Annotated in this window: 18 protein-coding genes; 8 read left to right on the top strand and 10 right to left on the bottom strand. The window is 71.2% G+C overall.

The window, feature by feature from the left end; genetic code table 11:
* Positions 1-217: 217 nt before the first annotated feature.
* The gene (gene ctaD / locus OG417_RS33455) at positions 218-1,897 is read left to right on the top strand and encodes an aa3-type cytochrome oxidase subunit I (protein ID WP_329237109.1); all 1,680 of its coding nucleotides are present in this window, start codon (positions 218-220) and stop codon (positions 1,895-1,897) included.
* A 97-nt stretch (positions 1,898-1,994) separates the two neighbouring features.
* The gene (locus OG417_RS33460) at positions 1,995-2,225 is read left to right on the top strand and encodes a hypothetical protein (protein ID WP_329237112.1); all 231 of its coding nucleotides are present in this window, start codon (positions 1,995-1,997) and stop codon (positions 2,223-2,225) included.
* Positions 2,226-2,283: 58 nt separating this feature from the next.
* Here the strand turns inward: OG417_RS33460 and OG417_RS33465 are convergent, their stop codons facing one another.
* Both OG417_RS33465 and OG417_RS33470 read right to left on the bottom strand, forming a co-directional pair.
* Positions 2,284-2,655: a DUF2267 domain-containing protein gene (locus OG417_RS33465; RefSeq protein WP_329237114.1), complete on the bottom strand. Its 372-nt coding sequence runs from the start codon at positions 2,653-2,655 to the stop codon at positions 2,284-2,286.
* 271 nt (positions 2,656-2,926) lie between these two features.
* Positions 2,927-3,358: a DUF2267 domain-containing protein gene (locus OG417_RS33470; protein ID WP_329237117.1), complete on the bottom strand. Its 432-nt coding sequence runs from the start codon at positions 3,356-3,358 to the stop codon at positions 2,927-2,929.
* A gap of 326 nt (positions 3,359-3,684) precedes the next feature.
* On the opposite strand from OG417_RS33470, the gene dnaK reads away from it, so the two are divergent.
* Genes dnaK through clpB form a run of 5 tightly spaced genes read left to right on the top strand, consistent with a single transcriptional unit; the run spans position 3,685 to position 10,092 of the window.
* On the top strand, positions 3,685-5,625 hold the full coding sequence (gene dnaK, locus OG417_RS33475) for a molecular chaperone DnaK (RefSeq protein ID WP_329237119.1): 1,941 nt from the start codon (positions 3,685-3,687) through the stop codon (positions 5,623-5,625).
* Positions 5,618-6,241 (top strand): nucleotide exchange factor GrpE, encoded by a 624-nt coding sequence (locus OG417_RS33480; protein WP_329237122.1) that lies wholly within the window; start codon positions 5,618-5,620, stop codon positions 6,239-6,241. Before dnaK ends, OG417_RS33480 begins: the two co-directional genes overlap by 8 nt.
* Positions 6,225-7,181, top strand: a complete 957-nt coding sequence (locus tag OG417_RS33485) for a DnaJ C-terminal domain-containing protein (protein ID WP_329237125.1) — start codon at positions 6,225-6,227, stop codon at positions 7,179-7,181. The genes OG417_RS33480 and OG417_RS33485 overlap by 17 nt, the downstream gene beginning before the upstream one ends.
* Entirely contained in the window at positions 7,178-7,498 is a 321-nt protein-coding gene (locus OG417_RS33490) for a chaperone modulator CbpM (protein ID WP_329237127.1), read from the top strand. Before OG417_RS33485 ends, OG417_RS33490 begins: the two co-directional genes overlap by 4 nt.
* Positions 7,480-10,092, top strand: a complete 2,613-nt coding sequence (clpB, locus tag OG417_RS33495) for an ATP-dependent chaperone ClpB (RefSeq protein ID WP_329237130.1) — start codon at positions 7,480-7,482, stop codon at positions 10,090-10,092. The genes OG417_RS33490 and clpB overlap by 19 nt, the downstream gene beginning before the upstream one ends.
* A gap of 64 nt (positions 10,093-10,156) precedes the next feature.
* On the opposite strand, the gene OG417_RS33500 is transcribed toward clpB, so the two are convergent.
* The 8 genes from OG417_RS33500 to OG417_RS33535 form a co-directional block, all read right to left on the bottom strand.
* Positions 10,157-10,678, bottom strand: a complete 522-nt coding sequence (locus OG417_RS33500) for a (2Fe-2S)-binding protein (RefSeq protein ID WP_329237134.1) — start codon at positions 10,676-10,678, stop codon at positions 10,157-10,159.
* A 65-nt stretch (positions 10,679-10,743) separates the two neighbouring features.
* Complete coding sequence (locus tag OG417_RS33505) at positions 10,744-11,589, bottom strand: FAD binding domain-containing protein (protein WP_329237137.1); 846 nt, start codon at positions 11,587-11,589, stop codon at positions 10,744-10,746.
* A complete protein-coding gene (locus tag OG417_RS33510) occupies positions 11,586-13,904 on the bottom strand; it encodes a xanthine dehydrogenase family protein molybdopterin-binding subunit (protein WP_329237140.1) in 2,319 nt (772 codons plus the stop codon). The genes OG417_RS33505 and OG417_RS33510 overlap by 4 nt, the downstream gene beginning before the upstream one ends.
* Positions 13,901-14,659, bottom strand: coding sequence for an ABC transporter permease (locus tag OG417_RS33515; protein ID WP_329237143.1), 759 nt, complete (start codon positions 14,657-14,659; stop codon positions 13,901-13,903). The genes OG417_RS33510 and OG417_RS33515 overlap by 4 nt, the downstream gene beginning before the upstream one ends.
* Positions 14,656-15,495, bottom strand: coding sequence for an ABC transporter permease (locus tag OG417_RS33520; RefSeq protein WP_329237146.1), 840 nt, complete (start codon positions 15,493-15,495; stop codon positions 14,656-14,658). Before OG417_RS33520 ends, OG417_RS33515 begins: the two co-directional genes overlap by 4 nt.
* The gene (locus OG417_RS33525; RefSeq protein ID WP_329237149.1) at positions 15,492-16,289 is read right to left on the bottom strand and encodes an ABC transporter ATP-binding protein; all 798 of its coding nucleotides are present in this window, start codon (positions 16,287-16,289) and stop codon (positions 15,492-15,494) included. The genes OG417_RS33520 and OG417_RS33525 overlap by 4 nt, the downstream gene beginning before the upstream one ends.
* A 12-nt stretch (positions 16,290-16,301) precedes the next feature.
* A complete protein-coding gene (locus OG417_RS33530; RefSeq protein WP_329237152.1) occupies positions 16,302-17,309 on the bottom strand; it encodes an ABC transporter substrate-binding protein in 1,008 nt (335 codons plus the stop codon).
* A 267-nt stretch (positions 17,310-17,576) separates the two neighbouring features.
* A complete protein-coding gene (locus tag OG417_RS33535) occupies positions 17,577-18,581 on the bottom strand; it encodes an LLM class flavin-dependent oxidoreductase (protein WP_329237155.1) in 1,005 nt (334 codons plus the stop codon).
* Positions 18,582-18,649: 68 nt separating this feature from the next.
* Between OG417_RS33535 and OG417_RS33540 the strand changes: the two genes are divergently transcribed.
* Positions 18,650-19,822, top strand: coding sequence for an acyl-CoA dehydrogenase family protein (locus OG417_RS33540; protein ID WP_329237157.1), 1,173 nt, complete (start codon positions 18,650-18,652; stop codon positions 19,820-19,822).
* Positions 19,823-19,826 lie beyond the last annotated feature (4 nt).

Raw genomic sequence — 19,826 nt, forward strand, 5'->3', positions numbered from 1 at the left:
GCGAGTGCCGGGCCGAGTCACGGAGCGTGATGTACGTCCTCTTACCAGCGGACCTCTTCGGCTCCGCCGGTTCAAGGGCGCGGGGTAAAACTTGGGCAAGCCGCCCCGGACGCGGATCACGACGACGCTCCCGGCCTGGGAGGACGTGACGCGGTTGGCCGCCGCACGCAGCGGGAACGGCTGGGGATGGCGATGCCGGACGGCACTGGAGACCGTCATGGTACTTACGGGGCGTACACCACCGACCGCTCCGGAGCGACCCCCGCGTGCCCGCGGCGGAGCCGTCGTCTCCGTGCTCACCACGACCGATCACAAGGTGATCGGTTACCTGTACCTGACGACGGCGTTCGGCTTCTTCCTCATCGCCGGCCTGCTCGCCATGATCATCCGGGCCGAGCTCGCCGAGCCGGGAATGCAGTTCGTCGGCGCGAACCGGTACAACACCCTGTTCACCATGCACGGCACGCTCATGCTGCTGCTGTTCGCGACGCCGCTGTTCGGCGGGTTCGCCAACTTCCTGGTGCCGCTGCAGATCGGGGCGCCCGACGTCGCCTTCCCCCGGATGAACGCCCTCGGCTACTGGCTGTTCCTGTTCGGCGGGATCATGGTGGTGGCGTCGATGCTCGTTCCGGACGGCCCGGCGAGCTTCGGCTGGACCGCCTACACACCGCTCAGCGACTCGGTCCACTCGCCCGGCGGCGGCGGAGACCTGTGGATCATGGGCTTGGTGCTGTCCGGCCTGGGCACGATCCTGACCTCGGTCAACTTCATGACGACCATCGTCGCCATGCGCGCGCCGGGGATGACGATGTTCCGGATGCCGATCTTCACGTGGAACATCCTCTTCACCGGCATCCTGGTGCTCCTTGCCTTCCCCGTGCTGGCCGCGGCGCTGCTGGTGCTGGAGGCCGACCGCAAGCTCGGCGCGCACGTGTACGACGCCAGCTCGTACGGGGCGATGATCTGGCAGCACCTGTTCTGGTTCTTCGGCCACCCCGAGGTCTACATCGTCGCGCTGCCGTTCTTCGGCATCGTCACCGAGATCATCCCGGTGTTCTCCCGCAAACCGCTGTTCGGCTACGTCGGCATGGTCGGCGCGACCGTCGCGATCACGGGCCTGTCGGCCACGGTGTGGGCGCACCACATGTTCGCCACCGGCCAGGTGCTGCTGCCCTTCTTCTCCTTCATGTCGTTCCTGATCGCGATCCCGACGGGGGTGAAGTTCTTCAACTGGACGGGCACGATGTGGCGCGGGCACCTGACGTTCGAGTCGCCGATGCTGTGGGCGATCGGGTTCCTCGTGACCTTCCTGTTCGGCGGGCTGACCGGCGTGATCCTCGCCTCGCCCGCACTCGACTTCCACGCCACCGACAGCTACTTCGTCGTCGCGCACTTCCACTACGTGCTGTTCGGCACCGTGGTGTTCGCCATGTTCGCCGGGTTCTACTTCTGGTGGCCGAAGATGACGGGCCGGATGCTGAACGACCGGCTCGGCAAGATCCACTTCTGGATGCTGTTCATCGGCTTCCACATGACGTTCCTCGTCCAGCACTGGCTCGGCGCGGAAGGCATGCAACGGCGCGTCCCCGACTACTGGAGCCCGTTCGCGACGCTGAACGCCGTGTCCAGCGCGGGGGCGTTCCTGCTCGGCCTGTCCACGCTGGTGTTCATCTACAACGTCTACTGGACCGCCCGGAACTCGCCGAAGATCATGGCCGACGACCCCTGGGGGTACGGCAACTCGCTGGAGTGGGCCACCTCGTCCCCGCCGCCGCGCCACAACTTCCAGGAGATCCCCCGTATCCGGTCCGACCGGCCGGCGTTCGACCTGCACTACCCGCACACGCCGCTGCCGGCCGGCGGCGAAACGCCGCACGGAGCGCCCGGCGAGGGCTGAAGCCCGCCGAGTCCCGCCCGACTATGCCCAGGTCAAGGCGGGTAGTGGAGCAGTACGCCGATGATGGCGGAACGCGAACAGCTGACAGGGGGCGCTCATGACTGTGCGCAACGAGGAGACCGGGCAGATCACCGGAACCCAGGACAAGGACTACAACCTGCTCTGGTTCACCGAGACGTGCCTGAAGAACGCGCTACGGCTGGAGACCTACATCGCCGACGCCGACCGGTCGGGCGACTCCGAACTGGCCGACCTGTTCCGCCGCGCCCAGGCCGAGAGCCGCAAGGGCGCGGAGCAGGGCAAGGAGTTCCTCCGCCGGCGCCTGTGACGGTTCTGCCGAGCGTCACCGACCGCCCGGGACCCGCACATGGGTTCCGGGCGGTCGCTCAGGGCGGGGGCAGCAGCATCGTGTAGTCCGGCGGGAGCCGGGTCGCCAGGCCGGCGTAGTCCTCGTTCCCGACCGCCTCACGGAGGGCGACGGCGACGGCGCGGACGTCACGTTCGGCCGACTCGGTGTCCACACCCTCGCGTTCGGCGACGCGGCGGAGGAACTCGGCGACGGCGAAGCGCTCGGCGGAACGCTCGGTGCGCAGCCAGGGCCTGATCTCGTCGGGGAGGTGCGGGATCAGGGCATCGGCGTTCTCGCGCGAGAGGCGTTCGGCCAGTGTCGTCAGGACCGCCCGCGCGGCGCGTTCGGCCTCCCCGGCGTCGCCCCCGGCCTCGCTCTGCGTGATCTGCAGGAACTCGGAGTATTCCATGCCCACCCAGCGCCCACTCAGCGGAACCGCCGGTGACGCGGCGAGCGGACGCTCGCGCCTCTCCGGCCTGCACGGTACGAAGTGCGTCCTCCCCGCCCGGCGGCGGGGACGGCGCGTTCGGCTCCCTGCGGCGGTTCGTCAGTGACCCTCGCTCTGCCGGATCGCCACGCCTGGGACGCTATGCGCCGCGGTCCGGCGCGACATCCCTAATCCGGGTAGTGCGCCACCGCGCCGCGCAGGCCGTGGCGGAATCCTAAGCCGCCCGGCGCTCTCAGGGCAGCATCTCCGCCAGGTCCTTGGGCAGTTCGGCCTTGATGCCCTGCCACTCTCCGTCGGTGACGTAGAGGCGCAGCGCCTGTGTCACCGAGCTCACGAGCTTCTCGGTGCCGCCTTCCACCTCGCACGGCGGCATCTCACGGCGAATGTGGTCGAGGAAGTCCTCGCGGTGCATCTTCACGGGCACCTCGCTCGGATGCCACCCGTCGTAGTAGAGGCCCCGGACCAGCAGTGGCAGCTGAGCGGCGAAGTGCGCCGTCTCGTCGACCGTCAGGCGATCGCGAACCGCGTGCAGCACCGCGCGCAGGGCGCCGTAGGACTGGTTCCGGCGCTCCTTCGGCCAGCCGCACGACTCTTCGATCTGCCGCAGCATGCGGTTCGTCTTGTGCAGCGTGGTGTCGAACGATGAATATCCCGTCTGAGTCATCCCGGTGCCCCGTTCCTTGGGATTACGACCGCGTCCCCAGACCGCTATAACGGCCCCTCCCCCGGGCCTCCGCGGCGCAAACGAAGAGGGCCACCGGGATCACGGCTTCGCCGGGGCCTCGTCGCCGCTTCCTCGTCCGAGCCCTACCAAGGTTGAGGATGCGCCGGGCCGCGCGGACGGCGAGTGTCGATGGAGGAGACACGGGCCGACGTCAGGACCGGCCGCGGGACGGGCGTCCCGGCCCCGGGAGCCGAGCGGCTCGGCAGCGGGCGAGCCCCCGGTCCGGTGCGCGAACCGCGGCAGGTCGGACAGTACGGAGGTGGGTCATGCCGAAGGCGGCGGGGATCGATCTGGGGACGACGAACTCGGTGATCGCGGCGATGGTGGAAGGCCATGCGTCGGTGGTGCCGAACAGTGAGGGGTCGCGGACCACGCCGTCGGTGGTGGCGTTCACGCCCGAGGGCGAACGGCTGGTGGGACAGCTGGCGCGCCGTCAGGCGATCCTGAACCCGAAGGGGACGATCTATTCGGCCAAGCGGTTCATCGGGCGGCGGTTCGACGAGGTGGCCAGTGAGCTGACCGCGGTGACGTTCGACGTCGTCGCGGGGCCGGACGGCGCGGTGCGGTTCCAGGTGGGGGGCAAGCAGTACGCGCCGGAGGAGATCTCCGCCCTGATCCTGCGGAAGCTGGCCGATGACGCGGGCAAGTTCCTGGGTGAACGGGTGACCGAGGCGGTCATCACGGTCCCGGCGTACTTCAACGACGCCCAGCGGCACGCCACCCGGGACGCGGGGCGGATCGCGGGGCTGGAGGTGCTGCGGATCATCAACGAGCCGACCGCCGCCGCGCTCGCCTACGGGCTGGACAAGAAGGGCAACGAGACGGTCCTGGTGTTCGACCTGGGCGGCGGGACCTTCGACGTGAGCATCCTCGACGTCGGGGACGGCGTCGTGGAGGTCCGGGCCACCTCCGGCGACGGGCACCTCGGCGGGGACGACTTCGACCGCCGGATCGTGGATCACCTGGCGGATGAGTTCAAGCGCGACACCGGGATCGACCTGCGGGATGATCCGCAGGCGCTGCAGCGGCTGTTCGAGGCGGCCGAGAAGGCGAAGGTCGAGCTGTCCTCGGTGACGCAGACGACGATCAACCTGCCGTTCGTCACCGCGGACGCCTCCGGTCCCAAGCACCTGAACACCACGTTGATGCGCTCGACGTTCGAGCAGCTGATCGCGGATCAGCTGGCGCGGTGCGAGGGCCCGATGCGGCAGGCGATGGGCGACGCGAAGATCACCGCCGACGACATCGACGAGGTGATCCTGGTCGGCGGGTCGACGCGGATCCCGGCGGTCCAGGCCCTGGTACGGCGGCTGACCGGCGGCAAGGAGCCGAACATGACGGTCAACCCCGACGAGGTGGTCGCGATCGGCGCGGCCATCCAGGCCGGGGTGCTCAAGGGCGAGGTCGAGGACGTCGTGCTGCTCGACGTCACACCGCTGTCGCTGGGCCTGGAGACCCTGGGCGGGGTGATGACCAAGACCATCGACCGCAACACCACGATCCCGGCGCGGCGCAGCGAGACGTTCTCCACCGCCGAGGACAACCAGACGGCGGTGGACGTGGTGGTCCTGCAGGGCGAGCGCGAGCGTGCGGCGGACAACCGGACGCTGGGCCGGTTCCGGCTGGAGAACATCCGTCCGGCTCCGCGGGGAGAGCCGCAGATCGAGGTGACCTTCGATGTGGACGCCAACGGGATCTTGAACGTCTCGGCGCGGGACAAGGACACCGGCGCCCAGCAGGCGATCACGATCAGCGAGAGCACCAATCTGGATCCCTCGGAGATCGACCGGATGATCCGGGACGCCGAGGCGCACCGCAACGAGGACGCCCGGATCAAGGAGACCATCGACGCCCGCAACACCCTCGACTCGGTCGCCTACCAGGTGGAGCGGCGGCTGGGCGAGTTCGGCGATCGGGTGCCCGAGCACGAACGGGCACGGGCGCAGATGCTCATCAACGACGCCCGCCAGGCGATCAAGGAAGAGGCGCCGATCGACCGGCTCCGTTCCCTGACCACCGAGCTCCAGCAGGTCTACCACGGTCTGTCCGCCATCGGCGCCGCCGGCGGCCCGGGCGGACCTGGCGGGCCCGGAGGGCCCGGGGAACCTGGCGGACCGGGCGGTCCCGGAGGCCCCGGTGGGCCGGGACGGCCGCCGCCCGGCGGCGGCGAGGACGTGATCGACGCGGAGTTCACCACCGATGAGTGAGACGGCAGGCGGCGGCGAGACCGGGCGTCCGCGCGAGCCGCGCACCTGGCCCCCGGACCCCGCCGGTCCGCCCACCCAGGCGCCGGCCGAAGAGGCCGGACCGGCCGATCGAGCCGGTCGCGGCCCGGCCGAGCCGGTCGCGGCCGCCGATGAGGCCGGGGAGGACATCGCGGCGAAGGTCGCGGAGCTGGAGGACCGGTGGCGGAGGGCGCTCGCGGACCTGGACAACTACCGCAAGCGCACCGTTCGCGCCCTGGACGAGGAGCGCGACGCCGAGCGCGCCCGTACGGCCGCGCAGTGGCTGCCGGTCCTGGACAACCTCGAACGCGCCCTCGAACACGCCGACGCCGAGCCCGGCGCCGTCATCCAGGGCGTCCGTGCCGTCCTCGACCAGGCCCGCGACGTGATCGCGCGCCTCGGCTACCCGCGCCAGGACGACGTCGGCGTGCCGTTCGATCCGTTCCGGCACGAGGCGGTGAGCACCCTGGCCGGCACCGACGCGCCCGAAGGGACCGTGGTCGGGGTGGCGCTGCCGGGGTACGGCGAGGGACCGCGGCAGCTGCGACCGGCGCAGGTGGTGGTCGCCAAGGGACGGTCCGATGGCCCCGCCTCGTGACTTCTATGCCGATCTGGGGGTGTCGCGGACCGCGAGCCAGGACGAGATCCAGCGCGCCTATCGCAAGCTCGCCCGGCAGTACCACCCCGACGTCAACAAGTCCCCCGAGGCCGAGGAGCGGTTCAAGGACGCCTCCGAGGCGTACTCGGTGTTGTCCGACCCCGAGCAGCGCAAACGCTACGACGCGTTCGGCGCCGACTTCCGCCGGGTTCCCGAGGACGTCGATCCCGAGACCTGGGCGCGCGCCCGTGCCGGAGCCGGCCGGGCCCGTACCGGCACCGGAGCCGGCGGCGGGTTCGAGGGGTTCGGCGGGGTCGACTTCGAGGACCTGTTCGGGGACGTCTTCGCCCGGCGCGGCGCGGGCGCCCGGCGGACGCCGTACGGCGGCGGCTGGGGGCCGATGCCGGGCGCGGACCAGGAGGCCCAGGTCGAGTTGTCGGTCGTGGAGGCCTACCACGGCACGCGCCGAAAACTGACGATCTCCGGGCCGGAGGGCACCCGGACGGTGGAGGTGAACATCCCCGCCGGGGTCACCGACGGGCAGCGAATCCGCCTGGCCGGTCAGGGCGGCCGCGGGATGGACGGCGGGCCGGCCGGCGACCTGTACCTGGTGGTCTCCATCCGGCCCGACGAGCGCTACCGCGTCGAGGGCCGCGACATCTTCCTCCGGCTGCCGGTCGCCCCCTGGGAGGCCGCGCTGGGCACGACCGTACCGCTGGAGACTCCCGGCGGCGACGCCAAGGTCAAGGTCCCGCCCGGAAGCTCGTCGGGCCGGCGGCTGCGGCTGCGGGGGCGCGGGCTGCCGAACCCGCGCGGCGCGGCCGGTGACCTGTTCGCCGAGATCCAGATCGTGGTGCCTCCGCGGCCGACCGACGAGGAGCGGCGGCTGTTCGAACGGCTCGCCGCCGCGTCCACCTTCGATCCCCGGGAGCGGCGATGACCTACGCGCTGATGCGACCACTACGCCTGGACCTGGACTCCTTCGCCCGGCTGTGCGGCACCCATCCCGACCTGATCCGCCGGCTCGTCGCCCTGGACCTGATCGAGGCCGAGCAGGACGCCTGCGGGGAGCTGTGGTTCATGCCCGCGCAGATCGCCGCGGTCGGCCGTATCCGCCGGCTGCGCTCCGCGTTCCCCCTCAACTACGCCTCCATCGGCCTGGTGTGTGAGCTGCTCGACCGCATCGCCGCGCTGGAGTCGGCCATGCAGCATCGTTCGAGACGTCTGGGAGACCGAACATGGACATCAACAAGCTGACCGAGAAGTCACAGCAGGCCCTGAAGGCCGCCCAGACCCACGCGGTCGAGAAAGGACACAGCGACGTCGACGCCGAGCACCTGGCCGTGGCGTTGATCGACCAGCCCGACGGTCTCGCGTCACGCCTGCTGGAACAGGCCAACGTCGACCCCGGCCTGCTGAGGAGCGAGATGGAGAGCCTGCTCGGCAGGCGTCCCCGGGTCGCCGGTCCCGGAGCGACCCCCGAGCAGGTGCACGTCACCCGCCGGCTCGGGCGGGTGCTGGAGAAGTCGTTCGAGGAGGCGCGGAGGCTCAGGGACGACTACGTGTCGGTCGAGCACCTGCTGATGGCGCTGATCGACGAGGCCGTGATCACGGGGGTGCCACCGGAGAAGTTCGCCGAGGCGGTGAACGCGGTGCGGGGCAACCAGCGGGTCACCTCCGCCACCCCCGAGGCGGCGTACGAGGCGCTGGAGAAGTACGGGCGGGACCTGGTCGCCGAGGCGCGGGAGGGCAAGCTGGACCCGGTCATCGGACGTGACACCGAGATCCGCCGCGTCATCCAGATCCTGTCCCGCAAGACCAAGAACAACCCCGTGCTGGTCGGCGATCCCGGCGTCGGCAAGACCGCGATCGTCGAGGGCCTGGCGCAGCGCATCGAACGCGGCGACGTGCCGGAGGGGCTGCGCGGCAGGACCGTGGTCAACCTGGACCTGGGCGCCCTGGTCGCGGGCGCGAAGTACCGGGGCGAGTTCGAAGAACGCATGCAGGCCGTGCTGAACGAGGTCAAGGCCGCCGCGGGGCGGATCCTGCTGTTCGTGGACGAGCTGCACAACGTGGTCGGCGCCGGCGCCACCGAGGGGTCCATGGACGCGGGCAACATGCTCAAGCCCATGCTCGCCCGCGGTGAGCTGCACATGATCGGCGCCACGACGCTGCAGGAGTACCGCCGCTACATCGAGAAGGACGCCGCGCTGGAGCGCCGGTTCCAGCCGGTCATGGTGGACGAACCCTCCGTGGAGGACGCCATCTCCATCCTGCGCGGGCTGCGCGAGCGGCTGGAGGTCTTCCACGGCGTGAAGATCCAGGATGCCGCGCTGGTCGCCGCGGTCGTGCTCGGTCACCGCTACATCTCCGACCGCTTCCTGCCCGACAAGGCCATCGACCTGGTGGACGAGGCGTGCGCCAAGCTCCGTACCGAGATCGACTCCATGCCGGCCGAGCTGGACGAGCTGACCCGGCGCGTCACCCGGATGGAGATCGAGGCGGCGGCCCTGGAGAAGGAGGAGGATCCGGCGAGCCGCGCCCGGCTGGAGGACCTGCGCCTCGACCTGGACGGGCTGCGGTCGGAGGCGGAGGCGATGCGGGCGCAGTGGGAGGCCGAGCGCCACACGCTGCGGCGCCTGCAGGACCTGCGGCAGGAGATCGAGCAGGTGCGCCGCGACGCCGACCAGGCCGAACGCGAGTACGACCTGAACCGGGCCGCGGAGCTGCGCCACGGCGTGCTGCCGGACCTCGAACGCCGCCTGCGGTCGGAAGAGGAGCGGCTGCTCGCCAAGCAGGGCGAGCACCGGCTGTTGCGCGAGGTCGTGACCGAGGACGAGATCGCCGCGATCGTCGCCCGCTGGACCGGCATCCCGGTCAGCCGCCTCAAGGAGGGCGAACGCGAGAAGCTGCTGCGGCTCGAGGACATCCTCCACGAGCGCGTCATCGGCCAGGACGAGGCCGTGCGGCTCGTCTCCGACGCCATCATCCGCGCCCGCTCCGGCATCAAGGACCCGCGGCGCCCGATCGGGTCGTTCGTGTTCCTCGGCCCGACCGGCGTCGGCAAGACGGAGCTGGCCAAGGCGCTCGCCGAGGCGCTGTTCGACACCGAGGACAACATGGTGCGTCTCGACATGAGCGAGTACCAGGAGCGGCACACCGTCAGCCGCCTGGTCGGCGCGCCTCCCGGATACATCGGGTACGAGGAGGGCGGCCAGCTGACGGAGGCGGTCCGCCGCAAGCCGTACTCGGTCGTGCTGCTCGACGAGATCGAGAAGGCGCACCCCGACGTCTTCAACACGCTGCTGCAGGTCCTGGACGACGGCCGCCTGACGGACGCGCAGGGCCGTACGGTCGACTTCCGCAACACCATCCTGATCATGACGTCCAACATCGGGTCGGAGCTGCTGCTGGAGGGTGTCACCGACCACGGCGAGCTCAAACCGGACACGCGGGAGGCGGTGCTGGCGGCGATGCGGGGACACTTCCGCCCGGAGTTCCTCAACCGGGTCGACGACATCGTGCTGTTCAAACCGCTGACGCAGCCCGAGATCGAACAGATCGTGGACCTGATGCTGGGCGACCTGCGCGAGCGCCTCGCCGAACGCCTCACGATGCTGGAGGTGAGCGCGGAGGCGCGCGCCTTCATCGCCCGCGAGGGGTTCGACCCGGTGTACGGCGCCCGCCCGCTGCGCCGCTTCATCGCCCGCGAGGTCGAGACGCCCATCGGCCGCGCCCTGCTCACCGGCGACATCCACGACGGAGCCGTCATCCACGTGAACCTGGAGAACGGCCACCTCGTCGTCCGCCACGAGAACCCGGTGGAGGCCGAGGCCGTCGTGCCGGGCTGACCCGGCCCGGCCACGGAACGCCGGCGAGCCCGACGCCGGGCCGGGTTCCGCGGGGTCGCCGCCCTCAGCGTGGCCCAGGGACGCCCGAGTCGTCACGCCCGGGCGCGCCACGCCGGGCGACCTCGAGTACCGCCTCGACGATCCCCTGGTAACCCGTGCACCGGCACACGTTGCCCGACAGACGCTCGCGTACCTCGTCCTCGTCGAGGTCACGGCCCTCGGCGAGCAGTTCCGTCGCGACCATGAGGAACCCCGGGGTGCAGAAGCCGCACTGCAGGCCGTGGTGGTCGGCCAGGGCGGTCTGGAGTGGGTTCAGCGGATCGCCGTCGGACAGGCCTTCGACGGTCCGCACCGAACGGCCGGACGCCTGGGCCGCCAGGACCAGGCACGACCGTACGCTCCGGCCGTCCAGCAGGACGGTGCACGCGCCGCACACGCCGTGCTCGCAGCCGAGGTGCGTGCCGGTCAGGCCCAGATGGTCGCGCAGGAAGTCCGCGAGGGACGTACGGGGTGGCACGGCACCACGGCGGGTCACGCCGTTGACCACCAGGTCGATCGGCACACCGCCGTCCGGGTCGTCGCTCATGACCCCTCCTTTCGCCGGTGGAGAGGACCGGACGCGCGCGTTGTCGATCCGCTCACTCCGTTCGCTCATGTCTCTCTCCGGGCGGCGTCGCGCAGGGCGCGGGTGACGCACACCCGTGCGTGCGCCCGCCGCAGTTCCGGCTCGTCGGGCGGGTCCAGGTCACGGGTCGCGTCCGCCGCGTAGGCCTCGACGGCCTCGTCGGTCACCGAACGTCCCGTCAGCCCGGCCGTGTCGAGAAGGATCGGACGGTCCGCCACGCCGAACAGCACGCACCGCGCCTGTCGTACGACGTCCGCCTCGCGGCTCAGCACGACGGCCGCGCCGGCGGACGCGAAGTCGCCCCGCCGCCGCGCGATCTCCGCGAATCCCCACGTGGTGCCGCGCTCCGGCGCCGGCACGCGGATCCACGTCAGCATCTCGGCGGGCTCCAGAACCGTGGTGTAGAAGGACAGGAAGAACGCCTCCGCCGGGACCTCACGGCGCGGGTGGTCGTGGCGGTCGACGTAGAGCGTGGCGTCCAGCGCGACGAGCGCCGCCGGGAGTTCGGCGGCCGGGTCCGCGTGGGCGACGCTCCCGCCGACCGTGCCCTGGTTGCGGATCGAGATGTGCCCGACGTGGCCGACCGCCTCGGCCAGCAGCGGCGCACGGCTCCGCACGAGAGGGTCGGTCTCCAGCCTGCGGTGGGTGCACAACGCGCCCACGATCAGCGAGTCCTCGTCGTCGAAGATCCGGTCCAGCTCGCCGAGCCGGCCGATGTCGATCAGGTGCGACGGACGCGACAACCGGAGGTTCATCACGGCGAGGAGGCTCTGGCCGCCCGCGAGCAGCTTGCCGTCCGGGGCGGCACGCAGGTCGGCGAGGGCCTCGGCGACGTCCCGCGGACGCCGGTACTGGAACGGCGCCGGCTTCACCGCGCGTCCTCCCCGCACATCGCATGGACGTCGGCCGGCCGCAGCGGCGTCGCCGTCAGGCCGGTCCGCCGGGACGGTACGGCGTCCTCGACCGCGCTCGCCAGCGTCGCGTACACCGCGATCGTGCCGCTCTCCCCGACGCCCTTGACGCCCAGCGGGTTGAGCGTCGCGTCGGTGTGCAGGGCGGCGATGTCGACCGGCGGGACGTCGAGGGTGCCCGGCAGCAGGTACTCGGCGAAGGTCGCGGTCAGCGGCTGACCGTCCGGCCCGTACGGGAAGGACTCCAGCAGGGCGCCCCCGATGCCCTGGGCGACCCCGCCCCGGATCTGGCCCTCCACGACCGCGGGATTGATCTCCACGCCGCCCTCGTGCGCGACGGCGTAGCGCAGCACCCGGACCAGTCCGGTGGCGCGCTCGACGCCGACGATGGCGGCATGGGCCCCCATCGTCCATGTCACGGTCGAGGGCTCGTAGACGCCGCTGATGTCCAGATCGCCCTCATCGGCCAGCCGCCCGTCCAGGGCGAGCGCGCCCGCGAGCTGCTCCCAGGTGAGCGTCTCCCCCGAGACGGCCGTGAACCCCTCCGGGCCGGACGACAGGTCGGCGGTGTCACGGCCGAGCATCTTGGCCGCGAGCACCACCGCGCGTTCGCGCATCCGCACGCAGACCTCGCGCACGGCGTTGCCCGCGACGACGGCGGTGCGGCTCGCGAACGTACCGACGCCGACGGCCAGCCGGTCCGTGTCCGACGGATGCCACACGATGCGGTCCAGGCTCACCCCGAGCGCGTCGGCCGCCGCCTGCGGGAGCGTCGTCTCGTGCGACTGCCCGGCGGAGGCGGCGCCGGTGGACAGCTCCACCCGGCCGTCGCTGAGCAGCCGTACCCGCGCCGACTCGCGCGGACCGCGGCCCGTCGCCTCCATGTAGCAGCCGACGCCGTGGCCGACCGCGAGTTCCGGGTGCCGCGCGGCGGCCTCGGCGACCGCCTCGCGCGGCAGCAGTTCGAGGCACGCGTCCAGGCACTTCCGGTAGTCGCCGCCGTCATAGGTGATCGGCACACCGTCGCGGTACGGCAGCGGCCGGGCGTACGGCAGGTCGACGGCGCCGAGCAGGTTTCGCCGCCGGATCTCCTCGCGGCCGATGCCGAGCCGGTCGGCGGCGGCGTCCAGGCTGCGTTCGAGCGCGAAGCACGCCTCCGGCCGGCCCGCGCCGCGGTACTGCGCGACGGTCGTCTTGTTGGTGTAGACGGCCTTTCCGGTGACCCGGTAGGCGGGCAGCCGGTAGGGCCCCAGCAGATGGATCGCGGTGTTGGCGACGATGCCGGCCACCCAGAGGCTGCCCGCACCGAGGTCGGCGGCGAAGTCGACGCTCAGCGCCAGCAGCGAGCCGTCGGCGTCCACCGCCAGCTCGGCGGTGAGCACCTGGTCGCGCGCCTGCGCGGTGGCGACGAAGTGCTCCGAGCGGTCCTCGATCCAGGCGACCGAGCGACCGAGCCGCCGCGCCAGGTACGGGACGAGGATCTCCTCCGGGTAGACGTTCGCCTTCGGGCCGAACCCGCCGCCGACGTCCGGCACGGTCACCCGTACCGACCAGCGCGGCCAGCCCGTCGCGGCGCAGATCGCGTCGCGTACGACGTGCGGAACCTGCGTGGACGTCCGCACGTGCACCCGGCCTTCGAGCGGGTCCCACTGGGCCAGGACGCCGCGGCACTCGATCGGCACGCCGCCGTGCCGGCCCATCCGGTAGGTCTCGCGGACCACGACCGCGGCCCGCTCACGCGCCGCCTCCACGTCGCCGAACGAGGTGGCGAGCGTCGCGGCGACGTTCCCCGACACGTCCGGATGGACCCGTGGGGCACCCGGGGCGAGCGCCTGCTCGATGCTCGTGACCGGACGGCCCGGCTCGTACTCCACGGTCACGAGCTCGATCGCGTCCTCGGCGAGCGCGCGGCTGTCGGCGACGACGACCGCGACCGGCTCGCCGACGTAGCGAACCCGGTCCACCGCGAGAGTGTCGATCGGCCGCGGCGTCCAGCGGAACCCGAACGCCTCGGCGAAGACCGGGTGCGGCCGGTGCAGCGGCTCGATCGGTCCGAGCACCCCGTCCAGGTCGGCGCCGGTGAGCACCAGGTGCACGCCGGGCAGGTCGCGCGCCGCCGTCGCGTCGACCCGGATCGACGCGCTCGCCTGGGTGGAGCGCACGAGCGCCGCGTGCAGCGTCGTGACGTCGACCAGGTCCGCGACGTACCGCCCGCGCCCGGTCAGGAGACGCCGGTCCTCCCGGCGCGGGACGGAGGTGCCGACATGGCCGCTCACCTGACCCGCCGTTCGACTTCCCACAGGGCGAAGGACACCACGAAGGAGACGATGAGGAGCAGGAGGATCGTGCCCATCATGGTGGCGTACTCCCCGGCGCTGTACGCGCTGAGCACCACGCGCCCCAGCCCCTTGTCGGTGGCGAAGAACTCCGAGAGCACCACGCCCACCATCGCCAGCGAGACCGCCAGCCGGACGCCGGTGAGCAGCGGCCTGCGGATGGCGGGCAGGAGGATCATGGTCGCGTACTGCCGGCGGGAGGCCTGGAGCGACCGGGCCAGCTTGCCGTAGATCGGCGGGATCTCCCGTACGCCGGCCTCCACGTTGATCAGCACGGGGAAGAGCGCGAACAGCACGCCCATGACCATCTTGGAGCCGTAGCCGAGGTGGAATACCGGCAGCAGCATCGGGTACAGCACGATCTTCGGCAGGCCGTTGAGCCCGATGACCATCGGTTCGAAGAACGTGCGGGCGCGGCGCGACAGCCCCAGGCCGATCCCGATGAGGCCGCCGACGATCGTGCCGATGGCGAAGGCCGACAGCGCCGCGATGCCGGTGACCCGCAGGTCGTCCAGGTAGTCGGGGTCGCCGAAGGAGTGCACGAGCGCCCGTACGCTGGCCGCCGGCGTGGGGATCGCGAAGGTCAGCCTCGACAGCAGCCACCAGAGGACGGCGGCGGCCAGGAGCACGAGCACCGAGCCGATCGCCACGGCCGGCGGCGCGGACGCCCTCCGTGCCGGGGACAGGGTCGTCATGAGCCGGACCTCCCTTTGAGCAGGGCGCGTTCGAGGAGCGCGAGCGCCGATGTCAGCGCCAGTGAGATCACGAAGACGACGAGGATGTAGGCCACCATCGTCGCGTTGTCGAACGACTCGTACAGGTAGCGGATGCGGTGGCCGAGCCCCGAGGACGCCGTGGTGAACTCCATCGCGATCGCGCCGATCAGCGCGTACACGCCGGCGAGGCGGAGCCCGGCGAGCAGGAACGGCGCGGCGGCGGGCAGCGCGATGTGCAGCAGCGTCTGGCGCCGGCCGCAGCCGAGGGAACGGGCCAGCTTGAGGTGGACCGGCCGGATGCCGCGCAGCCCCACCCACGTGTTGAGCGCCATGGGGATGAACGCCATGGCCGTCGAGAGGATCACCACCGGCCACTGGTTGATGCCGACGAGGACGATCATGACCGGGTAGAACAGCACCATCGGGACCGCGTAGAACGACACCAGGTACGGCTCGAAGATCTTCCCGGCGATCGGCGCCTTCCAGAACACGATGCCGACGACCAGTCCCAGGACGGCGCCGCCGGCGAAGGCCATGCCGACCTCCCAGACGGTGCTTCCGCAGTCCGCCCAGAACTGGCCGGTGCGCACGGCCGCGGTGAACGCGGTCCATACCGAACCCGGTTTGGGCAGCGTCGCCTCGGACCACAGAGACGCCGCCGAGCCGGCGATCCACACGACCACGGCGAGCACCACGAGGCCGGCCGTCGACCAGGCGCCGGCGGGCCCCGGCAAACGCACGGTGCGCCTCCGCGCGGCCGGCGGCACCGTCTCGGCCGCCGCCGGCCGCACGGCCTCGCGTACGCGGCCCGTCACGCCGACTCCGCCATGAATCCGCGCATCGCTTCCTTCTGCAGCGACTCCCAGATCCGGTTGCGCAGGTCGTTGAACCGCGGCGTGGACACGACGCCCGCGTCGCGGTCGTCGGGCAGGTCCACGTCGATCACGTCGATGATCCGGCCGGGCCGGTACGACATGACCCACACCTGCTGCGACATCAGCAGCGCCTCGGACATGTCGTGCGTGACGAACAGGACCGTCTGCTGCGTCTGGCCCCAGATGCGGCGCACCTCGGCGCCCAGCAGCAGCCGTGTCTGCTGGTCCAGTGCCGCGAACGGCTCGTCCATCAGCAGCACCGAGGGCCGCTGGGCGAGCGTCCGTGCGAGGGCGACGCGCTGGCGCATGCCGCCGGACAGCATTGACGGGTAGGCGGACTCGAACCCCTGCAGCCCGACGAGCTCCACCATCTCGCGGGCACGGGCGGCCCGCTCTCCCTTGGGGACGCCGAGGACGCGCATCCCGAAGACGACGTTCTCCGTCACCGTCTTCCAGGGCAGCGTCGAGTCCTCCTGGAACACCATGCCGGTGCGGCGGTCCGGGCCGGTGACCCGCGCGCCGTTGATCTCGACCGTGCCCGAGGTGGGTCGTTGCAGGCCGGCCACCACATTGAGCAGCGTCGACTTGCCGCAGCCGCTCGGGCCGACGATCGAGACGAACCGATGCTCGCCGATCTCGTGTGTGATCCCGTCGACGGCGGTGACGGGCTCGTCATCGCCGTTCGCGTCGAACCGTACGGTGACGCCGTCCAGTCTCAGTCCCGCGGTAGCCATCCTGGGACCTCCCTAGGAAAGATTTCCGGCGCGGTCGGCCGCGGGCAGGTACCGCTGGTCGAGGACCTTCGGCCAGTCGACCGGCGCCTTGATCTGGCCGGCGCCCCGCATCATGTCCGACAGGTTCTTCAGGGCGGCCGGGTCGACCTTCAGCGAGTACGCCTTCGCCGTCTCCGGCGTCTGCTTCAGCGCGTCCGTCATGGTCGCCTCGTCCACGCCCACGAGCGGCCCGAGCTCCTTGCCCGCGACGTCGGGCTGCTGGGCGACACTCTGCAGCGCCTGGTCGGCGACCTGCAGGAACTTGCTGACGGCCGCGGAGTGCTTCTTGGCGAAACCGGTGTTGACCGCGACCATGTCCGCCGGGAAGTCGCCGATGAGGTCGCGGGCCTGGACGAGAACGCGGGCGCCGTCGGTCTTCTGCTTCTGGGTGATGAACGGGTGCATCGCCCAGCCCGCGGTGATCTTGCCGGACTTGGCGGCGGTCCAGTTGTCGCCCATCGCGCCGACCGACACCCCCTTGATCCCGTCCTGTGGCGCTTTGGCCTGCATGGCCTTGAGCACCAGCTCGGTGGAGGAGCCGGCGGTCGAGTAGCCGAGGGAGGCTCCGTTGATGGTCGCGCCGTTCTTGGCGGTGATCCAGGAGAAGTCGTTCACCTGGAACCACGGCGCGATGACCTTCAGGTTGGCGGCCGGCTTGCTCGACGCCAGCACGACCGAGGCTCCGCCCGCGATGGCGATGTCGGCGTCGCCGCTCGTGACGACGCGGAGCGTGTTGCCACCGCCGCCGCCCGAGTAGATCGACACGTCGAGTCCCTGCTGCTTGAACCAGCCCTTGTTGATCGCGAGCTGGAGGACCGCCATGAAGGGCAGCTTGTCGACGTCCGTGGCGGACACCCGGACCTTGACGTTGCCGGATTCGGACTCGTCACCGCCGCCTCCACAGGCGGTGGCGGTGGCCATGGCCAGGGTGGCCACCGCGAGTGCGACGAGGCGGCGTGGCCTGCGCGACGTTCTGTTCATGCGTCTCTCCTCACTCCGCCGGCCCGCGGCAGGAGGGTGTGAGCTTTCGGGGGATGGCTCGTGCAGGGATACGGCGGGCCGCCACCGCGGCCACCAGGCCGAGGAGCGCCAGGAGAAGCACCGGCCAGGACCAGTCGCGATGACGGGTGCGGGCCGAGGCCTCCGATGATTCGCGGTGCGCCGGCGGCTGCGTGGCAGTGCGCCGCAACGGCGGAGGGGCACCTGGTACGGGCGCCCCTGGAGGTGGATACGGGTCCGCCATGGGGACTAGCCCCGCGGTTCCAGGCCGTCGACGATCTCGGCGAACGCCCGGATGGTCGCCGTCCTGCTCTCCCCCGGCCGCACGAACGGGACGATCGACATCTGGTCGATCCCCAGCTTGGCGACGTCGGCGACACGTGCGCGGCACTCGTCGGGAGTGCCGGCCATGGCGAACAGATCCACCAGCTCGTCGGGCACCAGGTCGGCGTGGTCGGCCTCGGTGTCCATGTGGTGGTAGTAGTCGTAGGTCTCCCGGATGCGGTCGATCGCCTCCTGCAACGACGGGTCCACCTGTGCGGGCAGCGGGCGGATGCAGACCCGCGCCACGTGTGCGCGGGTGAGGTCGCGGGCCCGCACCGGGTCGTCGGCGATGGCCGTCGGCGTCCACAGCACGATGTGCAGGTCGTCAAGGGTGCGGCCGGAGGCGCGGGCGCCCTTCTCGATCGTCGCCAGGGCGGCCTCGACGAACTCGCGGGCCGTCCCGACCAGGACGATCACCCCGTCGGCGATCCGGCCGGCCAGCTCCAGGATCTTCGGCGCCGACGCCGCGATGTAGATCGGCACGCGCACCGGCTCGCGCAGGTAGCCGAGGCGGAACTCCGCGCCGCTGTCGGGTTCGCGCACGGCCTCTCCGCGGAACAGCCGGCGCAGTTCGTCGACGGCCTCCTCGAGCTGGGCCAGTTTGAGAGGCGACAGTCCCATCGTCCGCAGCGAGGAGTCGCCGGTGCCGATGCCCAGCGCCACGCGTCCGCCCGTGTACTCCGCCAGAGTCGCCCAGGTCGAGGCGAGCAGGGATCGATGCCGGGTCACGGCGTTGGTGACGCCGGTGCCGAGCACGACCCGCTCGGTGCCGACGGCCGCGGCGCCCATCGTGATCGAGGATTCGCGCCAGATGTTCTGCGAGTCGCCGAACCAGACGTTGTCGTAGCCGAGTGTCTCGGCGAGCCGTGTGTAGTCCCGGATGACCCCGACGGGCTCGGTGGGGAAGAGCCCGACGCCCTTGCTGATCACGCGACCTCCGCAGGTATCATGAATCATGTATACATGACCCTAACGGAGCCCGATCTCGAAGGGAAGACATGTCGAGCAGCTCGTTGCAGTCCCTCAGCCCGCTTGACCTCGACCGGCTGCTGACCGCCGACGAACGCGCCGTACGCGACGCGGTACGCGACCTGGCCGCCAAGGAGCTCCTGCCCAATGTCGAAAAGTGGTACGAGGCAGGGAGGATCCCCCGCGAACTGGCTCAGGAGTTCGGCAGGCTCGGCCTGCTGGGCATGCACCTGAACGGCTACGGCTGCGCCGGCATGAGCGCCGTCGACTACGGCGTCGCCTGCCTCGAACTCGAGGCCGTGGACAGCGGGCTGCGCAGCTTCGTTTCGGTCCAGGGCTCCCTCGCGATGACCGCGATCCACCGGTTCGGCTCGGAGGAGCAGCGCGAGCACTGGCTGCCGCGGATGGCGACCGGTGAGGTCGTCGGCTGCTTCGGCCTGACCGAGCCCGACCACGGCAGCGACCCGGCCGGCATGCGCACCCGCGCCCGCCGCGACGGCGACGACTGGGTGCTGAACGGCGCCAAGATGTGGATCACGAACGGGAGCATCGCGGACGTCGCCGTCGTGTGGGCCGCCACCGAGGACCGCGTCCGCGGATTCCTCGTCCCCGCAGGCACGCCCGGCTTCACCACCCGCGAGATGAAGCGCAAGCTCTCGTTGCGCGCCTCGATCACCTCCGAGCTGCTCCTGGACGAGGTGCGGCTGCCCGCCGACGCGGTCCTGCCGGGCGTGACCGGCCTGCGCGGGCCCCTGTCGTGCCTGAACGAGGCGAGGTACGGGATCCTGTGGGGCGCGATGGGCTCCGCCCGTACCTGCTTTGAAACCGCCGTCGACTACGCCGGCTCGCGGGTCCAGTTCGGCCGGCCGATCGCCGGCTTCCAGCTCACCCAGCGCAAGCTCGCCGACATGTACCTCGAGCTGACCAAGGGAGCACTGCTGGCCCTGCAGATCGGCCGGTTGAAGGACGCCGGCGAACTGACGCCGCAGCTGGTCAGCGCCGGGAAGCTGAACAACGTCCGCGCGGCGCTGACGATCGCCCGCGAGGCCCGCACCATCCTGGGCGCCAACGGCGTCACGCTGGAGTACCCCGTCATGCGGCACGCCGCGAATCTGGAGTCGGTGCTGACCTACGAGGGCACCAGCGAGATCCACACCCTCGTTCTCGGTGAGGCCATCACCGGGATCCCCGCCTACCGCTGAGAGG

It is taken from the genome of Actinoallomurus sp. NBC_01490, from assembly GCF_036227085.1.
GTDB lineage: Bacteria > Actinomycetota > Actinomycetes > Streptosporangiales > Streptosporangiaceae > Actinoallomurus > Actinoallomurus oryzae.

Coding starts and splice junctions, on each gene's coding strand:
- ctaD (WP_329237109.1), top strand. CDS start 218: ATGGTACTTACGGGGCGTACACCACCGACCGCTCCGGAGCGACCCCCG.
- OG417_RS33460 (WP_329237112.1), top strand. CDS start 1,995: ATGACTGTGCGCAACGAGGAGACCGGGCAGATCACCGGAACCCAGGAC.
- OG417_RS33465 (WP_329237114.1), bottom strand. CDS start 2,655: ATGGAATACTCCGAGTTCCTGCAGATCACGCAGAGCGAGGCCGGGGGC.
- OG417_RS33470 (WP_329237117.1), bottom strand. CDS start 3,358: ATGACTCAGACGGGATATTCATCGTTCGACACCACGCTGCACAAGACG.
- dnaK (WP_329237119.1), top strand. CDS start 3,685: ATGCCGAAGGCGGCGGGGATCGATCTGGGGACGACGAACTCGGTGATC.
- OG417_RS33480 (WP_329237122.1), top strand. CDS start 5,618: ATGAGTGAGACGGCAGGCGGCGGCGAGACCGGGCGTCCGCGCGAGCCG.
- OG417_RS33485 (WP_329237125.1), top strand. CDS start 6,225: ATGGCCCCGCCTCGTGACTTCTATGCCGATCTGGGGGTGTCGCGGACC.
- OG417_RS33490 (WP_329237127.1), top strand. CDS start 7,178: ATGACCTACGCGCTGATGCGACCACTACGCCTGGACCTGGACTCCTTC.
- clpB (WP_329237130.1), top strand. CDS start 7,480: ATGGACATCAACAAGCTGACCGAGAAGTCACAGCAGGCCCTGAAGGCC.
- OG417_RS33500 (WP_329237134.1), bottom strand. CDS start 10,678: ATGAGCGACGACCCGGACGGCGGTGTGCCGATCGACCTGGTGGTCAAC.
- OG417_RS33515 (WP_329237143.1), bottom strand. CDS start 14,659: ATGACGACCCTGTCCCCGGCACGGAGGGCGTCCGCGCCGCCGGCCGTG.
- OG417_RS33525 (WP_329237149.1), bottom strand. CDS start 16,289: ATGGCTACCGCGGGACTGAGACTGGACGGCGTCACCGTACGGTTCGAC.
- OG417_RS33530 (WP_329237152.1), bottom strand. CDS start 17,309: ATGAACAGAACGTCGCGCAGGCCACGCCGCCTCGTCGCACTCGCGGTG.
- OG417_RS33540 (WP_329237157.1), top strand. CDS start 18,650: ATGTCGAGCAGCTCGTTGCAGTCCCTCAGCCCGCTTGACCTCGACCGG.